12 protein-coding genes are annotated in these 18,272 nt (G+C 71.9%); 6 read left to right on the forward strand and 6 right to left on the reverse strand.

The window, feature by feature from the left end; all coding sequences use genetic code 11:
* Positions 1-57: 57 nt before the first annotated feature.
* Both ASF37_RS13905 and ASF37_RS13910 read left to right on the forward strand, forming a co-directional pair.
* Positions 58-789, forward strand: coding sequence for a class I SAM-dependent methyltransferase (locus ASF37_RS13905; RefSeq protein WP_235493025.1), 732 nt, complete (start codon positions 58-60; stop codon positions 787-789).
* Positions 786-4,796 carry an alpha-(1->3)-arabinofuranosyltransferase family protein gene (locus ASF37_RS13910; RefSeq protein ID WP_162239961.1) on the forward strand — a complete coding sequence of 1,337 codons (4,011 nt, stop codon included), beginning with the start codon at positions 786-788 and terminating at the stop codon, positions 4,794-4,796. Before ASF37_RS13905 ends, ASF37_RS13910 begins: the two co-directional genes overlap by 4 nt.
* Here the strand turns inward: ASF37_RS13910 and ASF37_RS16960 are convergent.
* The 4 genes from ASF37_RS16960 to ASF37_RS13935 all read right to left on the reverse strand — a co-directional run bounded on the left by ASF37_RS16960 (position 4,697) and on the right by ASF37_RS13935 (position 11,427).
* Positions 4,697-5,866: an acyltransferase gene (locus tag ASF37_RS16960; RefSeq protein ID WP_255353830.1), complete on the reverse strand. Its 1,170-nt coding sequence runs from the start codon at positions 5,864-5,866 to the stop codon at positions 4,697-4,699. The genes ASF37_RS13910 and ASF37_RS16960 overlap by 100 nt on opposite strands.
* Positions 5,859-7,685, reverse strand: coding sequence for a hypothetical protein (locus ASF37_RS13925; RefSeq protein ID WP_055965895.1), 1,827 nt, complete (start codon positions 7,683-7,685; stop codon positions 5,859-5,861). Before ASF37_RS13925 ends, ASF37_RS16960 begins: the two co-directional genes overlap by 8 nt.
* The gene (locus tag ASF37_RS13930; protein ID WP_156368213.1) at positions 7,682-9,553 is read right to left on the reverse strand and encodes a hypothetical protein; all 1,872 of its coding nucleotides are present in this window, start codon (positions 9,551-9,553) and stop codon (positions 7,682-7,684) included. The genes ASF37_RS13925 and ASF37_RS13930 overlap by 4 nt, the downstream gene beginning before the upstream one ends.
* A gap of 107 nt (positions 9,554-9,660) precedes the next feature.
* The gene (locus tag ASF37_RS13935) at positions 9,661-11,427 is read right to left on the reverse strand and encodes a hypothetical protein (protein ID WP_156368214.1); all 1,767 of its coding nucleotides are present in this window, start codon (positions 11,425-11,427) and stop codon (positions 9,661-9,663) included.
* A gap of 133 nt (positions 11,428-11,560) precedes the next feature.
* Between ASF37_RS13935 and ASF37_RS13940 the strand changes: the two genes are divergently transcribed.
* From ASF37_RS13940 to rpsA, 3 genes are all read left to right on the forward strand, one after another.
* Positions 11,561-12,553, forward strand: coding sequence for a DUF3068 domain-containing protein (locus ASF37_RS13940; protein ID WP_055965900.1), 993 nt, complete (start codon positions 11,561-11,563; stop codon positions 12,551-12,553).
* Positions 12,554-12,667: 114 nt separating this feature from the next.
* Positions 12,668-13,933 (forward strand): M18 family aminopeptidase, encoded by a 1,266-nt coding sequence (locus tag ASF37_RS13945; RefSeq protein WP_055965902.1) that lies wholly within the window; start codon positions 12,668-12,670, stop codon positions 13,931-13,933.
* A gap of 209 nt (positions 13,934-14,142) precedes the next feature.
* A complete protein-coding gene (gene rpsA / locus ASF37_RS13950; protein WP_055965904.1) occupies positions 14,143-15,588 on the forward strand; it encodes a 30S ribosomal protein S1 in 1,446 nt (481 codons plus the stop codon).
* A gap of 92 nt (positions 15,589-15,680) precedes the next feature.
* Here the strand turns inward: rpsA and ASF37_RS17245 are convergent, their stop codons facing one another.
* Positions 15,681-15,830: a hypothetical protein gene (locus ASF37_RS17245; protein WP_156364841.1), complete on the reverse strand. Its 150-nt coding sequence runs from the start codon at positions 15,828-15,830 to the stop codon at positions 15,681-15,683.
* A gap of 93 nt (positions 15,831-15,923) precedes the next feature.
* On the opposite strand from ASF37_RS17245, the gene ASF37_RS13955 reads away from it, so the two are divergent.
* Positions 15,924-16,877: a GlxA family transcriptional regulator gene (locus tag ASF37_RS13955; protein WP_056555716.1), complete on the forward strand. Its 954-nt coding sequence runs from the start codon at positions 15,924-15,926 to the stop codon at positions 16,875-16,877.
* Between the two features lie 22 nt (positions 16,878-16,899).
* Here the strand turns inward: ASF37_RS13955 and ASF37_RS13960 are convergent, their stop codons facing one another.
* Positions 16,900-18,207 (reverse strand): class I adenylate-forming enzyme family protein, encoded by a 1,308-nt coding sequence (locus ASF37_RS13960; protein ID WP_082480748.1) that lies wholly within the window; start codon positions 18,205-18,207, stop codon positions 16,900-16,902.
* Positions 18,208-18,272 lie beyond the last annotated feature (65 nt).

Raw genomic sequence — 18,272 nt, forward strand, 5'->3', positions numbered from 1 at the left:
ACGCGGTCTCCCGAGTGTACTCGGCCGCTGGTCCAGGGGCTGGGCTATCGTGCCCGGGTGCCTGCGCCGTTCCGACCGTCGACGAGACGATCCTGGAGGCTGTTCCAGGCGTTCCGCGTCGAGCAGACCGATCCCGACCGGTTCTACGGGGCACTCGCCGCCGACTCCGTCGCCCACGTGGCGCACCACACCGACCTCGACGGTGCGTGGGTGCTCGACGTGGGAGGAGGACCGGGCTACTTCGCCCGGGAGTTCCGGGCGGCCGGCGCCCGCTACACCCCCCTCGACGCAGACCTCGGAGAGCTCAGCGGACTCGGGGCGCCCGAGCCGGGGACCGTGCTGGGCAGCGGCATGCAGCTGCCGTTCGCCGACGGCAGCTTCGACGTCACCTACTCCTCCAACGTGCTCGAGCACGTGCCGCAGCCATGGCTCATGGCCGACGAGATGGTCCGTGTGACCCGGCCGGGCGGCCTCGTGTTCTGCTCCTACACGCTCTGGTGGGGGCCGTGGGGCGGTCACGAGACGGCGCCGTGGCACTACCTCGGCGGTCGTCGTGCCGCCCGGCGCTACACGAGGCGGCACGGACGGCCGCCGAAGAACGTCTTCGGCACCTCCCTGTTCGCCGTGACCGCCGCCGCCGGGCTGCGCTGGGCCCGGGGGCGTGACGACGTCGAAGTCGTGGCCCTCCAGCCTCGTTACCTCCCGCGATGGGCCTACGGGGTGCTGCGCGTCCCGCTGCTGCGCGAGGTCGTCACGTGGAACCTCGCGATCGTCCTGAGACGGCGATGACCACACCACTCACCGCGGTCCAGCGGTGGCGCATGGTGGCCGTCTCAGGAGCGCTCGTCGCGCTGGCGTTCGTGCAGGCCCCGGACCGGATCCTCAACGACACCAAGATCGACCTGGCCCTCGCGCCGGGGCGCTTCCTCGAGCGGGCGCTGAGCCTGTGGGACCCGGCCGGCTCGTTCGGGCAGGTGCAGAACCAGGCGTACGGCTACCTGTTCCCGATGGGACCGTTCTTCTGGCTCGGCGACCTGCTGGCGGCACCACCCTGGGTCGTCCAGCGAGCCTGGTGGGCCCTCCTGCTCGTCCTGGGGTTCTGGGGCGTCGTCACGCTGGCGCGGGTCCTCGGCATCGGGACGCACGGGACCCAGATGCTCGGTGCCCTGGCGTACGTGCTGTCGCCCCGCATCCTCACGGTCATCGGGCCCAGCTCGGTCGAGGTGTGGCCGATGGCCACCGCGCCCTGGGTCCTCGTGGCGCTCGCGATCGGGTTGACGCGCGGTGACCCACGTCGGTGGGCCGCGGCGGCGGCCCTCGCGGTCGCGGCGACCGGCGGGGTGAACGCCGCCGCCACGGCCGCGGTCCTGCCCCTGGGCGTCCTGCTCGTCCTGCTGGCCGATCCGGGCCCTCGGCGCCGAGCTCTCATGCTGTGGTGGCCGGCGCTGACGATCGTGGCCACGGCCTGGTGGTGGATCCCGCTGCTCCTGCTCGGAAGGGTGAGTCCACCCTTCCTGGACTTCATCGAGAGCGCGACGACCACGACGTTCGCGGCTCACCCCTTCGACGCGTTGCGGGGCACCACCAACTGGTTGCCTTACCTGGACGGGACGCAGGTCGCCGGCAACGCGCTGGTCACCGAGCCGCTGCTCATCCTCAACGGCACCCTGGTGCTCGCGCTCGGCGTGTGGGGCCTTGCCCGTCGCGACGTGCCGCATCGATCCTGGCTCGTCGGCGGCACCCTCCTCGGCCTGGTGCTGGTGACGGCAGGCCAGGGCGACGGCGGCTGGGGGAGCGGGACGGTGGCGGGGTGGCTCGACGGCGCCCTCGCACCCCTGAGGAACACGCACAAGTTCGACCTCGTCCTGAGGATCCCGCTGGTCCTGGGCCTCGTGCACCTGGTCGCCCGGGCCCAGCCGGTCACGGTGCGAGGTCTCCGTGTCTCGGGGGTCGCGGTCCTCGCAGTCGCCTCCCTGGCGTCGGCGACCACCCCTGCCTGGACGGCCGAGCTGCCGCGGACCGGTGGCTTCGTCTCCGTGCCGGGCTACTGGGACGACGCGACGCGGTGGATGACGGCCAACACGTCGGGGGAGAACACGCTGGTCCTGCCGGGTTCGGCGTTCGGTGACTACCTGTGGGGCAGGCCGCGGGACGAGCTGGTGCAGGCGCTCGGCACGACGCCCTGGAGCCTGCGCAACGCGGTGCCGCTCGTGCCGCCCGGAGCCATCCGCTCGCTCGACGCGCTCGAGGAGGCCTTCGCCTCCGGGCGCGGTTCCCCGGCCCTCGCCGACCTGCTGAGACGCTCCGGCATCCGGTTCCTCCTCGTCCGCAACGACCTCGCCGAGACCGGCGCCACCGATCCGGAGCTGGTCTACTCCACCTTGTCCTCCACACCGGGCGTGCAACGACGGGCCGGGTTCGGTCCCCGGGTCGGCAGTCCTGCCGGCCAGGAGACCGACGAGGGGGAGACGGTGTTCGTGAACGGTGGACGCCAGTCACGCCACCGTGCCGTCGAGGTCTTCGAGGTCGCCGAGACCTCGGCGTCGACGGCCCGCAGCCAGCAGGCGGACGCGACACCCGTCGTGGTCGGGAGTCCTGCGGCACAGCTGTTGGGCCTGCTGCCGACGGGTGTCGACGTGCTGATGGCCCGCGACGTCCCCGACACCCTCACCCCGCGGCAGGTGGTCCTGACCGACACGGACCGGCGGCAGGAGGTGGCGTTCGGCCGTGTCGTGGACAACCGCTCCGCCTCGCTGGCTCGAACCGATCCCTACCGGATCGAGCGGCCCGTGCACGACTACGTCACCGGCGACGACGAGGCCTGGCAGACCGTGCCCGAGCTCGAAGGTGCCCGGGACGTCGCGGTCTCCTCGTCGGCCTCGGACGTCACCCAGGGTCGGATCGACCAGACGGCTGCGCCGTGGGCGGCGCTCGACGGGGACCCGAGCACGGCCTGGACCGCCGGCGACCTCGACGGGTGGCTGGAGGTGCGTTACGGCCGCGCCGTCTCCACGGAGGGCGCGACGGTCACCCTGCCCAGAGGGGCTGAGCCGAGGACGGTCGAGGTCCGCACCGACCGTGGCGTCCAGACGCTCAGGCTGCGGCCCGGTCGTCCCGCCTCGATCGACGCGGGGACGACACGGACGCTGCGCATCGGGCTGCCCCGACCGGACCTCGATCCGTTGTCCCTCGCCGAGGTCGACGTGCCGCGCGCTCCGCTGTCGCGCCCCCTTCGGCTGCCCGACCTGCCCAAGGCATGGGGCACGCCCACCGACGTGGTGCTCACCGCCGACCCCGGTGACGCCTCGTGCTGGCGCGTCGAAGGTGTCACCCGGTGCGTCCCGGGCCGCGACGGCCGCGGCGAGGACGCATCGATGCTCGACCGCGTGGTGCCGATGGGGGCGGGAGCGGTGTTCGCCTCGGGCATGAGCGTGCTGCCCGTGAACGGCACGGACCTCCAGAGGCTCCTCGCCGGTCCGGTGGAGCCGACGACGAGCTCGTCGGCCTCGTCGGATCCCGCGGCCGGGCCGTTGGCGATGGTCGACGGTGATCCGCAGACCGGCTGGGTGGCCTCGCTCGGCGACAGCGACCCGACGATCACCCTGCGTCTGGACGAGGACGCCGAGGTCTCGCGGATCAGGTTGCGCACCGATCCGACGCTGGCGGCCTCTGCGCCGCGGCGAGGGGTGGTCGAGCTGGACGACGGCGCCCGACAGCGCGTGCGGTTCGACGTCGACGGGCTGGCCGAGCTCGAGCGCCCGGGCGACGCACGACTGGTGAAGGTGACGGTCACCGACGTGTACGTCCGGTCCACCCTCGGTTTCGACGGATCGGGGAGCGGTCTGCCCGTCGGCGTCAGCGAGGTGTCACTGCCCGGCAGCGGGATCGATGCCGCCGAGGGAGCCGCCACCACGGTCGACCTCCCGTGCGGCTCCGGTCCCGACCTCCGGGTGAACGGTGCCCGGTACCCCACCTCCGTCCGAGGGTCGCGCGCCGCCGTCGCGGCGCGAGCCGAGCTCCCCGCCACCGTGTGCGAGGACGGCGGTTCGATCGCGCTGCAGGAGGGTGACAACCGGATCGTGGTCCGGGGCGGCGAGGCCTTCCGACCCACCCTCCTGCGCCTGTCGCAGGGGCCGCGTGCCGACGCTGCCGGCTCCGAGAGCGCCATCGGGCGCAACGGCAGCGGCACCCTGCGGGTCGACGACCTCGGGGAGGGGACGGAGCGCCTCGTCGCCGTCCCCCAGACGGCGAACCCGGGCTGGACGGCCGACGACGCCACGGCCGTGACCGTCAACGGCTGGATGCAGGGGTGGATCACGGACCGGGGAAGCGTCCAGGCGTCGTTCGGCGCCGGCACGGTGTACCGCCTCGGCCTGGCCCTGGGCGCCGTCTCCGTGCTCGGCCTGGTCCTCTGGTGGTGGCGGTCGAGCCCTCGAGGCGCGCCGGGATCCGCGGCGCGACCGCGACCACGGCGGCGCCTGCGCGCGACGGTCCTGGGCCTCGCGACCGTGGTGTCGGTCGGACTCCTCGGGGGATGGACGGGGCTGGCCGCGGCCGGCGTCGGTGCCGTCGTGACCGGACTGCTGCGGGCGCGAGGGACCTGGGTCGCGCCGCTGGCGGTGACGGCGGCGGGGACGGGGTACGTGCTGGCGCCGTGGGGCTCGGCGGGCGGCTGGGCCGGGGCAGAGGCGTGGCCTCAGCTCCTGGTGCTGCTGGCGGTGGGCGCGCTCGTGGGGACGGTCGTGCCGCGTCCCCGGTCCTTGAGCCGCATCGCGGGCCTCTCCACCAGCCGGTAGGCGACCTCTGCCGCGACGACGCTGCCGAGGACCGTCAGGCCGAACAGGGTCCAGCCGTTGCCCTGGTAGAGGGGCAGGTCGAGGGCGGCGGCCACGCCGTGCACGACCAGTAGGTGCAGGCAGAAGATGCCGTACGAGATGTGTCCCAGGTGCCGCAGTGGCCTCCAGGCCATCGCGCGGGCGTACCGGGTGTCGGTCGGACCGAGGACCGACGGCAGGACGAGGAGCCCCGACGCGGTGGCGTACAGGACGCTCTTGACGACCGCCTGGCCCGCCGTCGGCTGCTCGAGCAGCGTCGGCCCCGCCAGCGGCGTCGCCGAGACGGCGAAGGCGGCGGCGGCGAGGGTCCAGCAGACTCCGGGCTGACCGGCGAGTCCTGCGAGGGTCGCGAACCGAGGAGCAGTGCGGCGCTCGAGGTCCACGACCGCGAGCGCGAGCCCCACGGCGAACCAGCCGAGGAACGCCGGGAGCCAGAGGTTCGAGCCGTCCACCCGCGGGGCGACCAGCCCGAGCCAACACCAGGACGCGAGGCCCGCCCCCGCCAGCACCAGGAGCACGGCCCTCGGGTTCCAGCCACGACGGGCGGACCAGCGGTGCAGAGGCCACAGGAGCAGGGGGAGGGCGAGGTAGAACGCGACCTCGACGCAGAGGCTCCACATGTGCGTCAGGCCGGCCACGAGGTCGGCGGGTGGGTAGACCTGCGTGAGGGTGAGCTGGCGGATCCAGGTGCCCGGCCCGGCGGCGTCGTTCTCCGGCAGTGCGAGGAGCGCCACGACCACGGTGACGACATAGAGGGGGACGATCCGCAGGAAGCGTTTCCAGAGGTAGCGTCCCGCGCGCGGCGAGGAGGTGCCGTCGGCCATGGCGGCGAGGAACGGCTGGCCCAGGAGGAAGCCCGAGAGCACGAAGAAGATGGCGACGCCGATGTCGAGCCGTGCGGTCATCGCCCCGAGCAGACCCTGGGGGTAGAAGCCTGCCCAGAAGCTGGTGTGGGTGGCCAGGACCGCGAGAGCCGCCATGGCCCGGACGGTGTCGAGTCCCGGATAGGTTCGACGCGTGGTCTCAGGCACCGGGCACCACCAAGGGCTCGATGCCGCCGACCGCCACGGTGTCGATGCACAGGGCGGCGGTCCCGTCGTTGCGGACGACGAGCTCGTCGAACGCGCCGGCCGACGGCAGGAAGGCGGTGTGGGCTCCCCGGGCGAGATCGAGCTCGCGCGTCACCGTCCCTGCGCGGACCGTGACGTCCAGGTCGGCGCCGGCGAGGTAGCCGAAGGACAGCATGAACGGGAAGTCGAGCACGGGCTGCAGGGGCACCCGGCCGGTGGAGCCGGGCTGGATCAGGTACCCGCATCCCTCCCGGGGTCCGGGCAGACTCCTGGGGCCGCCGCCCACGGCCGCGTCGACGACCCGTCCTGCGGGATCGATCATCTCCAGGTCCACGCCCTGGTCGACGAAGTCCAGTCGGTCACCCAGCGGCGCCAGCACGTGGGACGCGAGGTTCTTCGGGAACGCCGCCGACCACAGCACGACGTCCGGCACGCCGGTGTCCAGGACCTGACGCGGGGCCGTCGGCGACGTCTGGGACTCGACCGTGGCCAGGTACTCCCGCTGCGGCATGGTGGCCTCCTCGTGCCACGGTCGCACGTAGAGCACGGAGCTGACCAGACCGGAGACCAGCACCACTGCTGCCGTGGCGACGACCCAGCGTCGACGCAGCGGGACGACCAGCACCGCCGGCTCCCGCGGCTCGAGGGACTGGTGCGCTCCCCGGACCGGCATGGTCGCCAGGCCGACGCCGAGTGCGGCCACGGCAGCCAGGTCCGCGAAGTACCGGAGCTCCAGCGCCGCCGACTCCGGACCGAAGGCCGTCGCGCGACCGATCGCGATGATCACGGCGCCGAGGACGGCGTAGCCGAGGACGATCAGCACCGGCCACCAGGCGCGGCGATGCCGCAGACCCTGCCAGACGGTCAGGCCGCCCAGGACGAGCCAGGCCAGCACGGTGAGCAGCAGCGGCGTGTCGACGAAGAGCCTGGGGCCCACGCCACCGGGCTGGCCGAGAGTCGTCCACCACCAGGGACCTCCGAGGAGCGAGGGGACGGCTGATCGGACGAGTGACAGGTCGATGGTGTCCAGCACGACCGACGGTGAGGGAGCAGGCGAGCTCGGCGCGACCGTGAGGTAGATCCACAGGTAGGTCACGGTGAGTCCGCCGGTCACCAGCCAGGCGTGCCAGTAGCGTCCCACCGTCTCGCGGAGTCGCGGGACGAGTCGACGGCTCGAGGCGAAGTAGCAGAACGTGACGACGAGCAGCAGGACCGGGATGAGGACCGACTTGGTGTAGCTCGCGTAGCCGAGGGCGAGGAATGCGCCCGTGAGGACGGCCCGAGACGGCGTCCGGTGCCGCAGGTAGCCGACGTGTGCCGCCACCGCACCCATGAGGGCGACCTGGTGGGGGAGCTGGTTGATGGCCGCGGCCCACCACACCGTGGTGGGGACGGTGGCCGGCGAGAACAGGTAGAGGGCCAGGGGCAGGAGGATGCCGGGTCGGTCGCCGAAGAGCGTCCGGAGCATCCACCAGCAGGTCCCTGCGGCCGCGAGCTGCAGGGTCATGACCTGGACGACGACCGCCCACCACGGGAAGGTCCCGCTGTGACCGACGAGGGTCGTCAGCCATCGGCTGAACGGCATGAAGTGGACGTTGTGGGGCTCCAGGTACCAACCACCTCGATCGATCCCGGTCGCCGTGTCACCGAGGAAGATGAAGTCGTCGGAGTAGAACCAGCTCCCGGTGACGGCCCAGAGACGGAACAGCAGCGCGACGAGCACGAGGGCGAGCGAGGCGATGACCACCCATTCCTCGCGGTCGAACGGACGGCGCCTCATGCCGGGGGCTCCTGGCCGCGGGGGGTGACGAAGCCGACGCGGACGTTGTCGATGCAGACGCTGAGGTTCGCGGAGGCGACCAGCTCGACCTCGGAGAAGTCGCCGTCGCTCAGGAAGAGCATCGTGTGCAGCCCGGACTCGACCTCGACGCGTCGGAACATGTCGCCGACCGTGACGTCGACGAACCCGTCGGCGTTCGCGAGGTAGTCGAGTCGTACCCAGAAGCCACCGGGGACCACCTCCGCCACCTCGATCGTGCGCCGGGCCTGCTGGACCAGGTATCCGCAGTTCTCGACCTCGCCCGGGGCGGCTCGCGGGCCGGCCTCGACGGTGGCGGGGCGGAGCCGGCCCTGCTGGTCGAGGACCTCCAGGTCCGTGCCCTGCGTGACGGCACGCAGCTTCGGTGCCAGAGGAGCCAGCTTCCGCGAGGGAAGGTTGTAGGGCGCGATGACCGGGTTGGCGACCTTGGGCGGGAACGGGACGTCGGCCACCGTGACCGTGCCCTCACGTTGGGCGAGTGAGCGCTCGACCTGTGCGACGAACGCACGCTCGGGGAACGCCGTCTCGTCGTCGCGAGCGTGCCACGGCAGCACGTAGGTGACGGTCGAGACGAGCGAGCCGGCGACGAAGAGCACGCCGAGCGTGCGCACGAGGCCCGTCGGGAGCGGAAGCGTGATGCGAGGCACCTCGCGCGGCTCGGGTCCGGTGCGGGCGCCACGGATCGTCAGGAACGCCGCAGCGATGCCGAACGCCCCCACGGCGGCGAGGTCGGCGAAGTAGCGGACCTCGCGGGCGCCCACCTGGCTGCCGAAGGTGGCGGCGCGGCCGGCGAAGACCAGGACGACCGAGGCGAGGCCGTAGGGAACCAGGATCCACAGCACGAGCAGCGCGTTGCGGTGTCGGGCCCACCGGTGCACGACGAGCAGGACGATCACGACCCACGACAGGGCCACGAGCGCGAGTGGCGCCGTCGCGAGGGACTGCGGCGCGCCGCCGACGACGAGGTCAGGGCTGCCGCGGTAGGCCAGCGGCGCGCAGTCGGAGGCGGCGATGAACGGGTCGATGCCGCCGGTCCACAGGCGCCATGACCAGGGCCCTCCGGCCAGTCCGCTGCCGATGGTCTCGAGGACGGACGTCTCGACCAGTCGAGGTGCTTCGCAGGCTTGTCGAGGCGGAGCCGCGGTCTGCCGGGAGAGCCAGAGTGCGACATAGCCCGCGAGCAGGAGGCCGAGGCCGAGCCAGGCGGGCCACTGCCGCCCGAGATCGCGGAGCCGCTCGCGCCACGGACCCGCGGTGAACCACAGCAGCGAGATGCCGACCAGCACGGGAACCAGCAGAGGTGCCTTGATGTAGGAGCCCAGGGCGAGCGCCGTGAAGGCGAAGGTTCCGAGCAGTGCGGGCGGGCGTCGTCTGCGGAGCCACACCACGTGGCAGGTGACGGCGCCGAACAGCCCGATGTGGAAGGGGTACTGGTAGATGGCCACGGACCACCAGACCGAGCCGGGCACGGTGAAGGGACTGGCCAGGTAGAAGGTCAGCGGCACCAGCAGGAGTCGTCGGTCGCCGAACAGCACCCGCAGCATCACCCAGCACGCCACCGAGGCCGCGACCTGCATGAGGAGGATGTGGGTGGCGTAGGCCCACCACGCGAAGCCGGCCTTTCCGACGAGCAGAGCCATGGCGAAGCCGACGGGCTGCAGAAGGCTGAAGTGGCTGCGGAAGAGCCAACCCAGGCCGGTCTCCCCCCGAACGACGTCGGCGATGAAGATGTAGTCGTCCCACATGAACCAGCTGCGTGAGGTCGCCCAGCCCCGCAGCAGCGCCTGAGCGCCGATGAGTGCGACCGCGAGCCACGTGGTGGTGCCCACGCGGGGGAGCCGCCGTGCCACGCGACTGCGAGCCGGACGGCTGGCTGCGACGCGCTCGCGTGCTCGTGACAGCAGGCGGGCCACCGGGTCCGCGGGCAGTGGTTCGTTCATGACGGCGCCACCAGTCCGTACTCGACCCGGGTGACGCACAGAGACGTCCCGGCCGACGCGGTGACCACGACCCGGTCCAGCGGGCGCGGTGCGGCCGCCAGGATCCTGTGCCGCCCGGCGGGTGCCGCGATGCCCACCCTCGTGACCCCGATCCCACCCACGGACACCGTTCCGGGTCGGGCCGAGACGTAGTCGACCGCCACCCACGGACCCAGGACCGTCGGCGGCGTCAGCCTGAAGTCTCGACCCGTCGTGCCCACGGGACGACATCCGCGGACGGCCGGCGCGGCGACGGCCCCCTCGACGGGGACCACGTCCGCGGGGCGGAGGCGACCCGCGTCGTCGAAGGTCTGGAGGTCGGCTCCGGCGAGGGAGGTCGTGTACCGGTCGTCGAGCAGGGCGAAGTAGTTCCTCAGGAGCGCCTTGTCGCCGAGCACCGGCGCCACCACGGTGGACGGGGCGAACACGTCGGCGAGTCGGGTCGCGGAGTGGGACCTCAGGTCCGCGATGGCCCGCTGGTTGACGGTGCGTTCGTCGAACGTCCGCCACCCGTCGGCGTACACCGCCGAGCTGATCAGTCCCAGGAGCACGACGAGACCGACGAGCGTCGCGCGCACCGGGACGGCCGGGACGAGGTCGACCAGGGGGACCGGCCGTCGGCGCGGCGGGTCGGCGACGTCGACGGGGCTGCGCACCAGCGACACGCCGGCGAGCAGCAGCAGCGGCGCTGCGTCGGAGAGGTACTGGACGTGGATGCCGATGCCTTCGCCGCCCAGGAGGCCGATCGTGTAGGCACGTCCGGTGTAGACCAGCACGGCGGAGGCGAACAGGTAGAGGCCGACGGGCCAGAGCACCAGCAGCGAACGCTCGTAGGTGCCCCAGCTGTGCAGCAGGACCACGGCGACGAGCGTCGTGGCCACGACCACCATGACCACGGGGGGGTCCGCGAACTGCACGGGACCCGTCCCGAAGTCGACCCACCGCAAGGGACCGCCGACCAGGGTCGGCAGGAGCGCCTCGAAGAGCTGCGCCTGTGCGAGCTCGACGAACTGGCTCGCCCTCGCCGGCACCGCCGCCTGCGGCCGGGTGACGTAGACGACGAGCCAGGCGACGCTGAGGGCGCCGTAGACCACCCAGGCGACCCGGAAGTCCCGGACGGTCCTCCAGAAGCGGTCCCACGGCCGACCCTCGACCAGCCAGATCAGCGTGAGGGCCGCCACGGTGACGACCACCAGTCCCGTCTTGGCGTACGAGAGGTAGCCGACCGTCAGGAAGACGCCGGCGACGGCGACCCACCGCACTCGACGGGTGCGCGCGTACAGGACGTGCGCCGTCACGACGCCGAAGAAGGCGATCTGGTGCGGGTACTGGTTGATGGCGACCGCCCACCACATGAGGGCCGGCACGGTGAGAGCGGTCGTGCCGTAGACGGCCAGGCCCACCAGCGCGACGCGCCCCGGTCCGAACACCGTGCGCAGCATCCACCAGCAGGCCAGGCTCGCGAGTGCCTGGAGCACGACGATCTCGACGGCGACGGGCCACCACGCGTACGGCTCACTGACGGCGACGACGAGCTTCACCAGCAGGAAGGACAGCGGCATGAAGTGACCCTGGTGCAACCGGGTGTACCAGGCGAGGTCGTCCTCCCCACGCGCGATGTCGGCCATGAAGATGTGGTCGTCCACGAGGAACCAGCTGCGCGAGACGAACACACCCCGGACGACCAGCTGCGCGAGGATGATCAGGAGGGCCGCCGAGGTCACCGCGGAAGGCGGTCGGAGGCGCAGGGTCACAAGGGAGGATCCTGCCACGTGCCCGGGTCCGGCGCGGGCGGCGAGTCGTGACCCTACGGACTGGTAACGTGCCGCTGATCACAACGGCGGAGGGAGCCCCACTGTGGGAAAGAAGCTGGGACTGGTGGCGCTCGTGCTGGGCGCCTTCCTGGTGGTACTGGCAGGTCTGAGCAAGTTCTACATGTACGACCGCCTCGCGGTCGTGCCGGACAACAACCAGACCACGAGCATCTCGCAGACCGCGTCGGGCGAGGACGGTGAGTACCTCGACGTGGGGGCCGAGGGTGGGCCGGCCATCGTGACGGGTCCGCTCAAGTCCACGCGCATCGTCGAGGGCAACGTCGAGCTGAGCGAGGAGGCGTCCGACGAGCTGAACCGCGACGTCGCCGTGTGGGACACGTTCACGTGCACCGACACGCCCGACTTCGACTGCGGCAGCGGCGAGACGCCGCTGAGCAGCACGAAGGACACGGTCGCCTTCGACGCCCACACGGGCGAGACCGTCGACTGGGCCAAGTCGCGCACCGAGTCCGGTGGCACCAAGACGCGCGGTGCGTTCAAGGGCCTCTACTTCAAGTTCCCGTTCGGGACGGAGAAGAAGGACTACATGTTCTGGGACGGCACCCTGAAGGAGGCCACGCCCGCGACCTACCAGGGCGAGACCACCATCAAGGGCCTCGACGTCTACGAGTTCGAGCAGGTCATCGAGCCGACGAAGACCGGGACCATCGCGGTCCCGGGGTCGCTCATCGGGGAGGACCGGCCCACGGTCGTCGCCGACCGGATCTACTCCAACACCCGCACCTTCCTCGTGGAGCCCGTCACGGGGGTCATCATCCGCGGTGGGGAGTCGCAGGACGGCTACCTGGAGCTCGACGGCGAGCGCAAGGCCACGACGACGAAGGCCACGCTCGGCTACACCGACGCCTACATCCAGGAGACGGTCGACGAGTACAAGGGCAAGGCCACGCTGCTGAAGGCCGTCAACTCGACCTTCCCGATCGTGGGTGGGCTCGTGGGACTGCTGCTGCTCGTCCTCGGTGCGGTCGCCCTCGCCCGCGGGCGCAAGGAGAACGGCACGCACACGGCGGCGTAGTCACGCCACCACCGCCTCCGGCGCGCCACCCTCACCGGTGGCGCGCCGGAGGCGTTCGTGCACGGCAGTGGTGGGGTCCCGAGCCCGGGCGACCGGGCTCGGTACGGTGAGGCCATGCCTGCCGCCGACGACCTCTGCCGCTTCGTGGACGCCTCGCCGTCGCCCTTCCATGCCGTGGCGACGGCGGCCGCGGCGCTCGACGCCGCAGGCTGGTCCCGCGCCGACGAGCGCGACGCGTGGCCCGCCTCGGGCGGACGCGGGTACGTGGTGCGTGGCGGCTCGCTCGTGGCCTGGGACGACACCGCGGCGACCGGGCCGGCCGACCCGTTCCGCATCGTCGGTGCCCACACCGACAGCCCGAACCTGCGCCTCAAGCAGCACCACGACCGCCGGTTCGAGGGCACCGACGTGCTCGCGCTCGAGCCGTACGGAGGACCGCTGCTCACGACGTGGCTCGACCGCGACCTCGGCGTCGCCGGCCGGGTCGTGCTGCGCGACGGATCCGAGCGGCTCGTCCACGTCGACGAGCCCGTCCTGCGCGTGCCCAACCTGGCGATCCACCTCGACCGCGACGCTGCCGGGGCGCCCGACCGCCAGCGTCACCTCGACGCGGTGTGGTCGCAGCGGGGCAGGCCGTTCCTGGCCTGGCTGGGGGAGCGGGAGGGCTTCGCGGCCGAGGACGTCCTCGGCCACGAGCTCATGACGACCGACGTGGTGCCGAGCGGGCGGGTCGGGGCCGACGGCTGGCTGGTCGCCGCCCCACGTCTGGACAACCAGGCGACCTGCTTCGCCGGGCTGGAGGCTTTCCTGACCTCGGGGGCGTCGGGGTCCGGCCCGGTGCCGGGTCAGCGCTCGGTGCTCGTGCTGTTCGACCACGAGGAGGTCGGCAGCTCATCGGAGCGGGGAGCGGCCTCCGACCTCCTGCTCACCGTGCTGGAGCGCATCGTGCTGGCTGCAGGCGGAGCGCGCGACGACCTGCACCGCACCGTGGCCGGGTCGATCTGCGCGTCCGGCGACATGGCGCACGCGACGCATCCCAACCACGCCGAGCGCCACGAGCCGCTGCACCACGTCGTGCTCGGGGGAGGGCCCGTGCTCAAGGTCAACCAGAACCTGCGCTACGCGACCGACGCCGCCGGCGCGGCGGTGTTCGCGCGAGCCTGCGAGAGCGTCGGCGTCCCGCTGCAGCGGTACGTCCACCGGGCCGACCTGCCGTGCGGGTCGACGATCGGGCCCATCAGCGCCGCCCGCACCGGCATCTCCACCGTGGACTTCGGAGCGCCGCAGCTGGCCATGCACTCGGCGCGGGAGACGATGGCCGCCGCCGACGTGGAGCACTACGTGAAGGCCCTCACGGCCTTCTTCGAGCTCGCCGACTGACGGTCCGGCCGGCTCGCGACCGGCCTGGACGTCACAGGGGCCCCGCCACCCCGGAGCCGAGGAAGATCGCGTACCCTGAGAGATGCGCTGGTGACCTGTGCGTTCCTCGGGACGAGCAGGAGCGTCCTCGGCATGTCCGTCCTGCGGGCTCCGCGGCGCCGTCCACCGGCCGTTCCCGACATCATCCATCCATCGGAGTCCATCTACCTATGAGCATCGCTCCCTCTGCGGCACCGCAGGTTGCGGTCAACGACATCGGCAGCGAGGCCGACTTCCTCGCCGCCATCGACTCGACCATCAAGTACTTCAACGACGGCGACATCGTCGACGGCACCATCGTCAAGGTGGACCGTGACGAGGTCCTCCTCGACATCGGCTACAAGACCGAGGGCGTCATCCCCTCGCGCGAGCTGAGCATCAAGCACGACGTCGACCCCAACGAGGTCGTCAGCGTCGGCGACAGCGTCGAGGCCCTCGTCCTCCAGAAGGAGGACAAGGAAGGCCGTCTGATCCTGTCCAAGAAGCGTGCTCAGTACGAGCGCGCCTGGGGCGACATCGAGAAGATCAAGGCCGAGGAAGGCGTCGTCGAGGGCACCGTCATCGAGGTCGTCAAGGGCGGCCTCATCATGGACATCGGACTCCGTGGCTTCCTGCCCGCCTCGCTCGTGGAGATGCGTCGCGTCCGCGACCTCGACCCGTACATCGGCCAGAAGCTCGAGGCGAAGATCATCGAGCTCGACAAGAACCGCAACAACGTGGTCCTGTCGCGCCGTGCCTGGCTCGAGCAGACCCAGTCGGCCGTGCGCCAGAAGTTCCTCGACGAGCTCAAGAAGGGGCAGGTCCGCAAGGGCGTCATCTCCTCCATCGTCAACTTCGGTGCGTTCGTCGACCTCGGCGGCGTCGACGGTCTCGTCCACGTCTCCGAGCTGTCCTGGAAGCACATCGACCACCCGAACGAGGTCGTCCAGGTCGGCGACGAGGTCACCGTCGAGGTCCTCGACGTCGACCTCGAGCGCGAGCGCGTGTCGCTGTCGCTCAAGGCGACGCAGGAGGATCCGTGGCAGCAGTTCGCCCGGACCCACCAGATCGGTCAGATCGTGCCCGGCAAGGCCACCAAGCTCGTCCCCTTCGGCGCGTTCGTGCGCGTCGAGGAGGGCATCGAGGGCCTCGTGCACATCTCCGAGCTGGCCGAGCGTCACGTCGAGATCCCCGAGCAGGTCGTGCAGATCGGCGACTCGGTCATGGTCAAGATCATCGACATCGACCTCGAGCGTCGTCGTATCTCGCTCTCGCTCAAGCAGGCGAACGAGACGCAGGCGGCCGAGGGCGACGACTTCGACCCGACGCTGTACGGCATGACCTCCTCGTACGACGAGCAGGGCAACTACATCTACCCCGACGGCTTCGATCCGGAGACCGGCGAGTGGCAGGAGGGCTTCGACGAGGCCCGCGCCGCGTGGGAGAAGCAGTACGCCGAGGCTCACGAGCGCTGGGAGGCGCACAAGAAGCAGATCGAGGAGGCCGAGAAGGCCAACGTCGAGGCCGGCGAGGTCAGCAACTACTCCGCCGGTGGCGAGGTCGAGACGACCGAGGGCTCCCTCGCGTCCGACGAGGCCCTGCAGGCCCTGCGCGAGAAGCTGACCGGCGGCGAGTGATCCACACTCCCACCGCACGACGCTGATCCAGCACACGAGACCCCCCGACCGTCAGGTCGGGGGGTCTCGTCGTGTCCGGGGGTGTGGCGGCATCACCGGACGGTCAGGTGCTGGTCGGGCTCGAACGCGTCCTGGTGGTGGCTGCGGGGCGGGGGACGCGTGCCGTAGCCGTCGAAGGACACGAGGACGGCGAGGGTGATGACGAGGGCGGACAGGGCGAGGAGGAGCAGGAGGATGATCATGGCAGCAATTCTCGCCACATCGGGAACCTGCCACCAGTGGCAGCATCGCCAGTATCAGTCGATTTACTGCCACACCTGTGGCACGCTGGTCCCATGAAGAAGGTCGCAGTCATCGTGCAGGACGGGGTGGAGGCGTTCGGGCTGGGCTCCATCTGCGAGGTGTGGAACGAGCCGTACCACCCGGACGACGACAACCCCGTGTTCGAGTTCTCCGTGTGCACGCCCGAGCCCGGACGGGTCCGCGGCTCGAGCTACGACCTCTTCGTCGAGGAGTCGCTCGACGCCGCAGCCGACGCCGACCTCGTCTGCATCGCCCCCAAGCGCGGCTACCGGGCCCACCACCCGGCGGCCATCGAGGCCGTCCGTGCCGCGGCCGGTCGCGGAGCCTACGTCTCGGCGCACTGCACCGGGGCGTGGCTGCTCGGCGAGGCCGGGCTCCTGGACGGGCGGGAGTGCACGACGCACTGGCGCTACGGCGCCGAGCTCCAGGAGGCGTTCCCGGAGGCGGTGGTCCGCCCCGAGGTCCTCTACGTGCTCGACGACGGCGTGCTGACCGGCGCCGGCTCCGCTGCCGGCATCGACGCCTCGCTGTACCTGATGCGTCGAGTGTTCGGGGCCCGCACGGCCGCGACGGCGGCACGACGCATCGTCATGCCGCCGCACCGCAGCGGGGGACAGGCGCAGTTCGTGCGCACCCCCGTCGGCCAGGTGGAGGCCGAGACGTTGTCGCCCGTGCTCGCCTGGGCGCTCGAGCACATCGACGAGCCGCTGCCCGTCGACCGCCTCGCGGCCCAGGCGCACATGTCGCCGCGCACCTTCGCGCGACGGTTCCGCGACGAGACGGGCACGACGCCGCTGCAGTGGCTCACGAGCCAGCGCATCGCCCTGGCCGAGGAGCTGCTCGAGAGCTCGCCGCTGTCGATCGAGCAGATCGCCGGCCGCGTGGGGTTCGGCAACGCCGCCACCCTGCGCCACCACTTCACCCAGGCGCTCGGCACCACGCCGCAGGAGTTCCGCCGGACCTTCACGTGCCTCGAGGCCGGCTGACCGACCACCGCGGCGCCCAGGGTCACAGCTCCGTGCGCCGCACCTTGCCCGTGGCCGTGCGGGGGAGCGCGTCGAGCCGCTCGTACTCCTTCGGACGCTTCGGGGGCGCGAGCCGCTCCGTCGCGCGCCCGCGCAGGACGTCCTCGTCCACGTCGCCGACGTAGGCCGCCACCACACGCTGTCCCCACCGGTCGTCGGGTCGTCCGAACACGGCCACCTCGACCACGCCGGGGACGTCCTCCAGCGCGGCCTCGACCTCGGCCGGGTAGACGTTCACGCCACCGCTGATCACGAGGTCGCTGCGCCGGGCGTCGAGGTGCACGTAGCCGTCCTCCACCCGCCCGAGGTCGCCGACGGTGAACGCCGGCCCCGCGGCCGTCTCGCGCCACGCGTCGGCCGTCTTGTCGTCGTCGCGCCAGTAGGTGAAGCGTCCCCACGGCGGGACGACGCACCAGAGCAGGCCGTCGTCGTCGACCGTCACGACCCGTCCCGGCCGCGCACGACCGACCGTGCCGGGGTGCTCGCGCCACTCCTGCGCACGGCAGGCGGTCCACTGTCCCTCGGTCGATCCGTAGAACTCCCAGACCGCGTCGACGCCGAAGCGGTCGTGCGCCCACCGGCGGACCGGCTCGGGGCAGGGGGCCCCGGCGTGTGCGACGAGGCGGAACGAGGAGAGGTCGGGGTGGCAGCCGGTGTGGTCGACGTGCTGCCGCAACCGCTGCAGGTGCGCCGGGACGCAGAACATCGTCGTCGGGCGCACCGTCTCGACGGCGTCGAGGAACGCGGCGGGCTCGAAGCGCGGCAGCACCGCGATGCCGCCCCCGGCCAGCAGGGTCCCGGTGGCGAAGCGCAGGGGAGCGGAGTGGTAGATCGGCGACACCACGAGGTCGACGTCGGTGGCGCAGAACCCCCACAGCTCGCGCTCCTCGGCCACCAGCTGCGCCGCGTCGCCCGCGTCGAGCAGGCCCGACCACACGCCCTTGGGTCGGCCGGTCGTGCCCGACGTGAAGTGCATGGGCCGACAGCGCGGGGCGGCGTCGAGCTCCGTCGGTTCGCCGTCGAGCAGGGCGTGCAGCTCGTCGGCGCTCTCCACGACCAGCGCGGCATCGAGGTCGTCGAGGATGCGCGACCGCTCCCACGGGGTGAGTCGCGGGTCGAGCGGCACCGGCACGACGCCGCTCCGGCAGGCTCCGAGCACGACGCTCGCGTAGTCCGGCTCGCCAGGGCAGAGCAGCACCAGGCGGTCACCCTCGCGCAGCCCACGCCCCCGGAGCGCGCCGGCCACGCGGGCCTGGTCGTGCCGGCTCCGCTCGGCCGTCAGCACCTCCACGTCGCTCTCCCTTCGTGAGAGGTCGGTCACAGCCCCCGCGGGGCGACGGGTGTGGATCGTCACGA

This window comes from Aeromicrobium sp. Leaf289 (genome assembly GCF_001423335.1).
Classification (GTDB): domain Bacteria; phylum Actinomycetota; class Actinomycetes; order Propionibacteriales; family Nocardioidaceae; genus Aeromicrobium.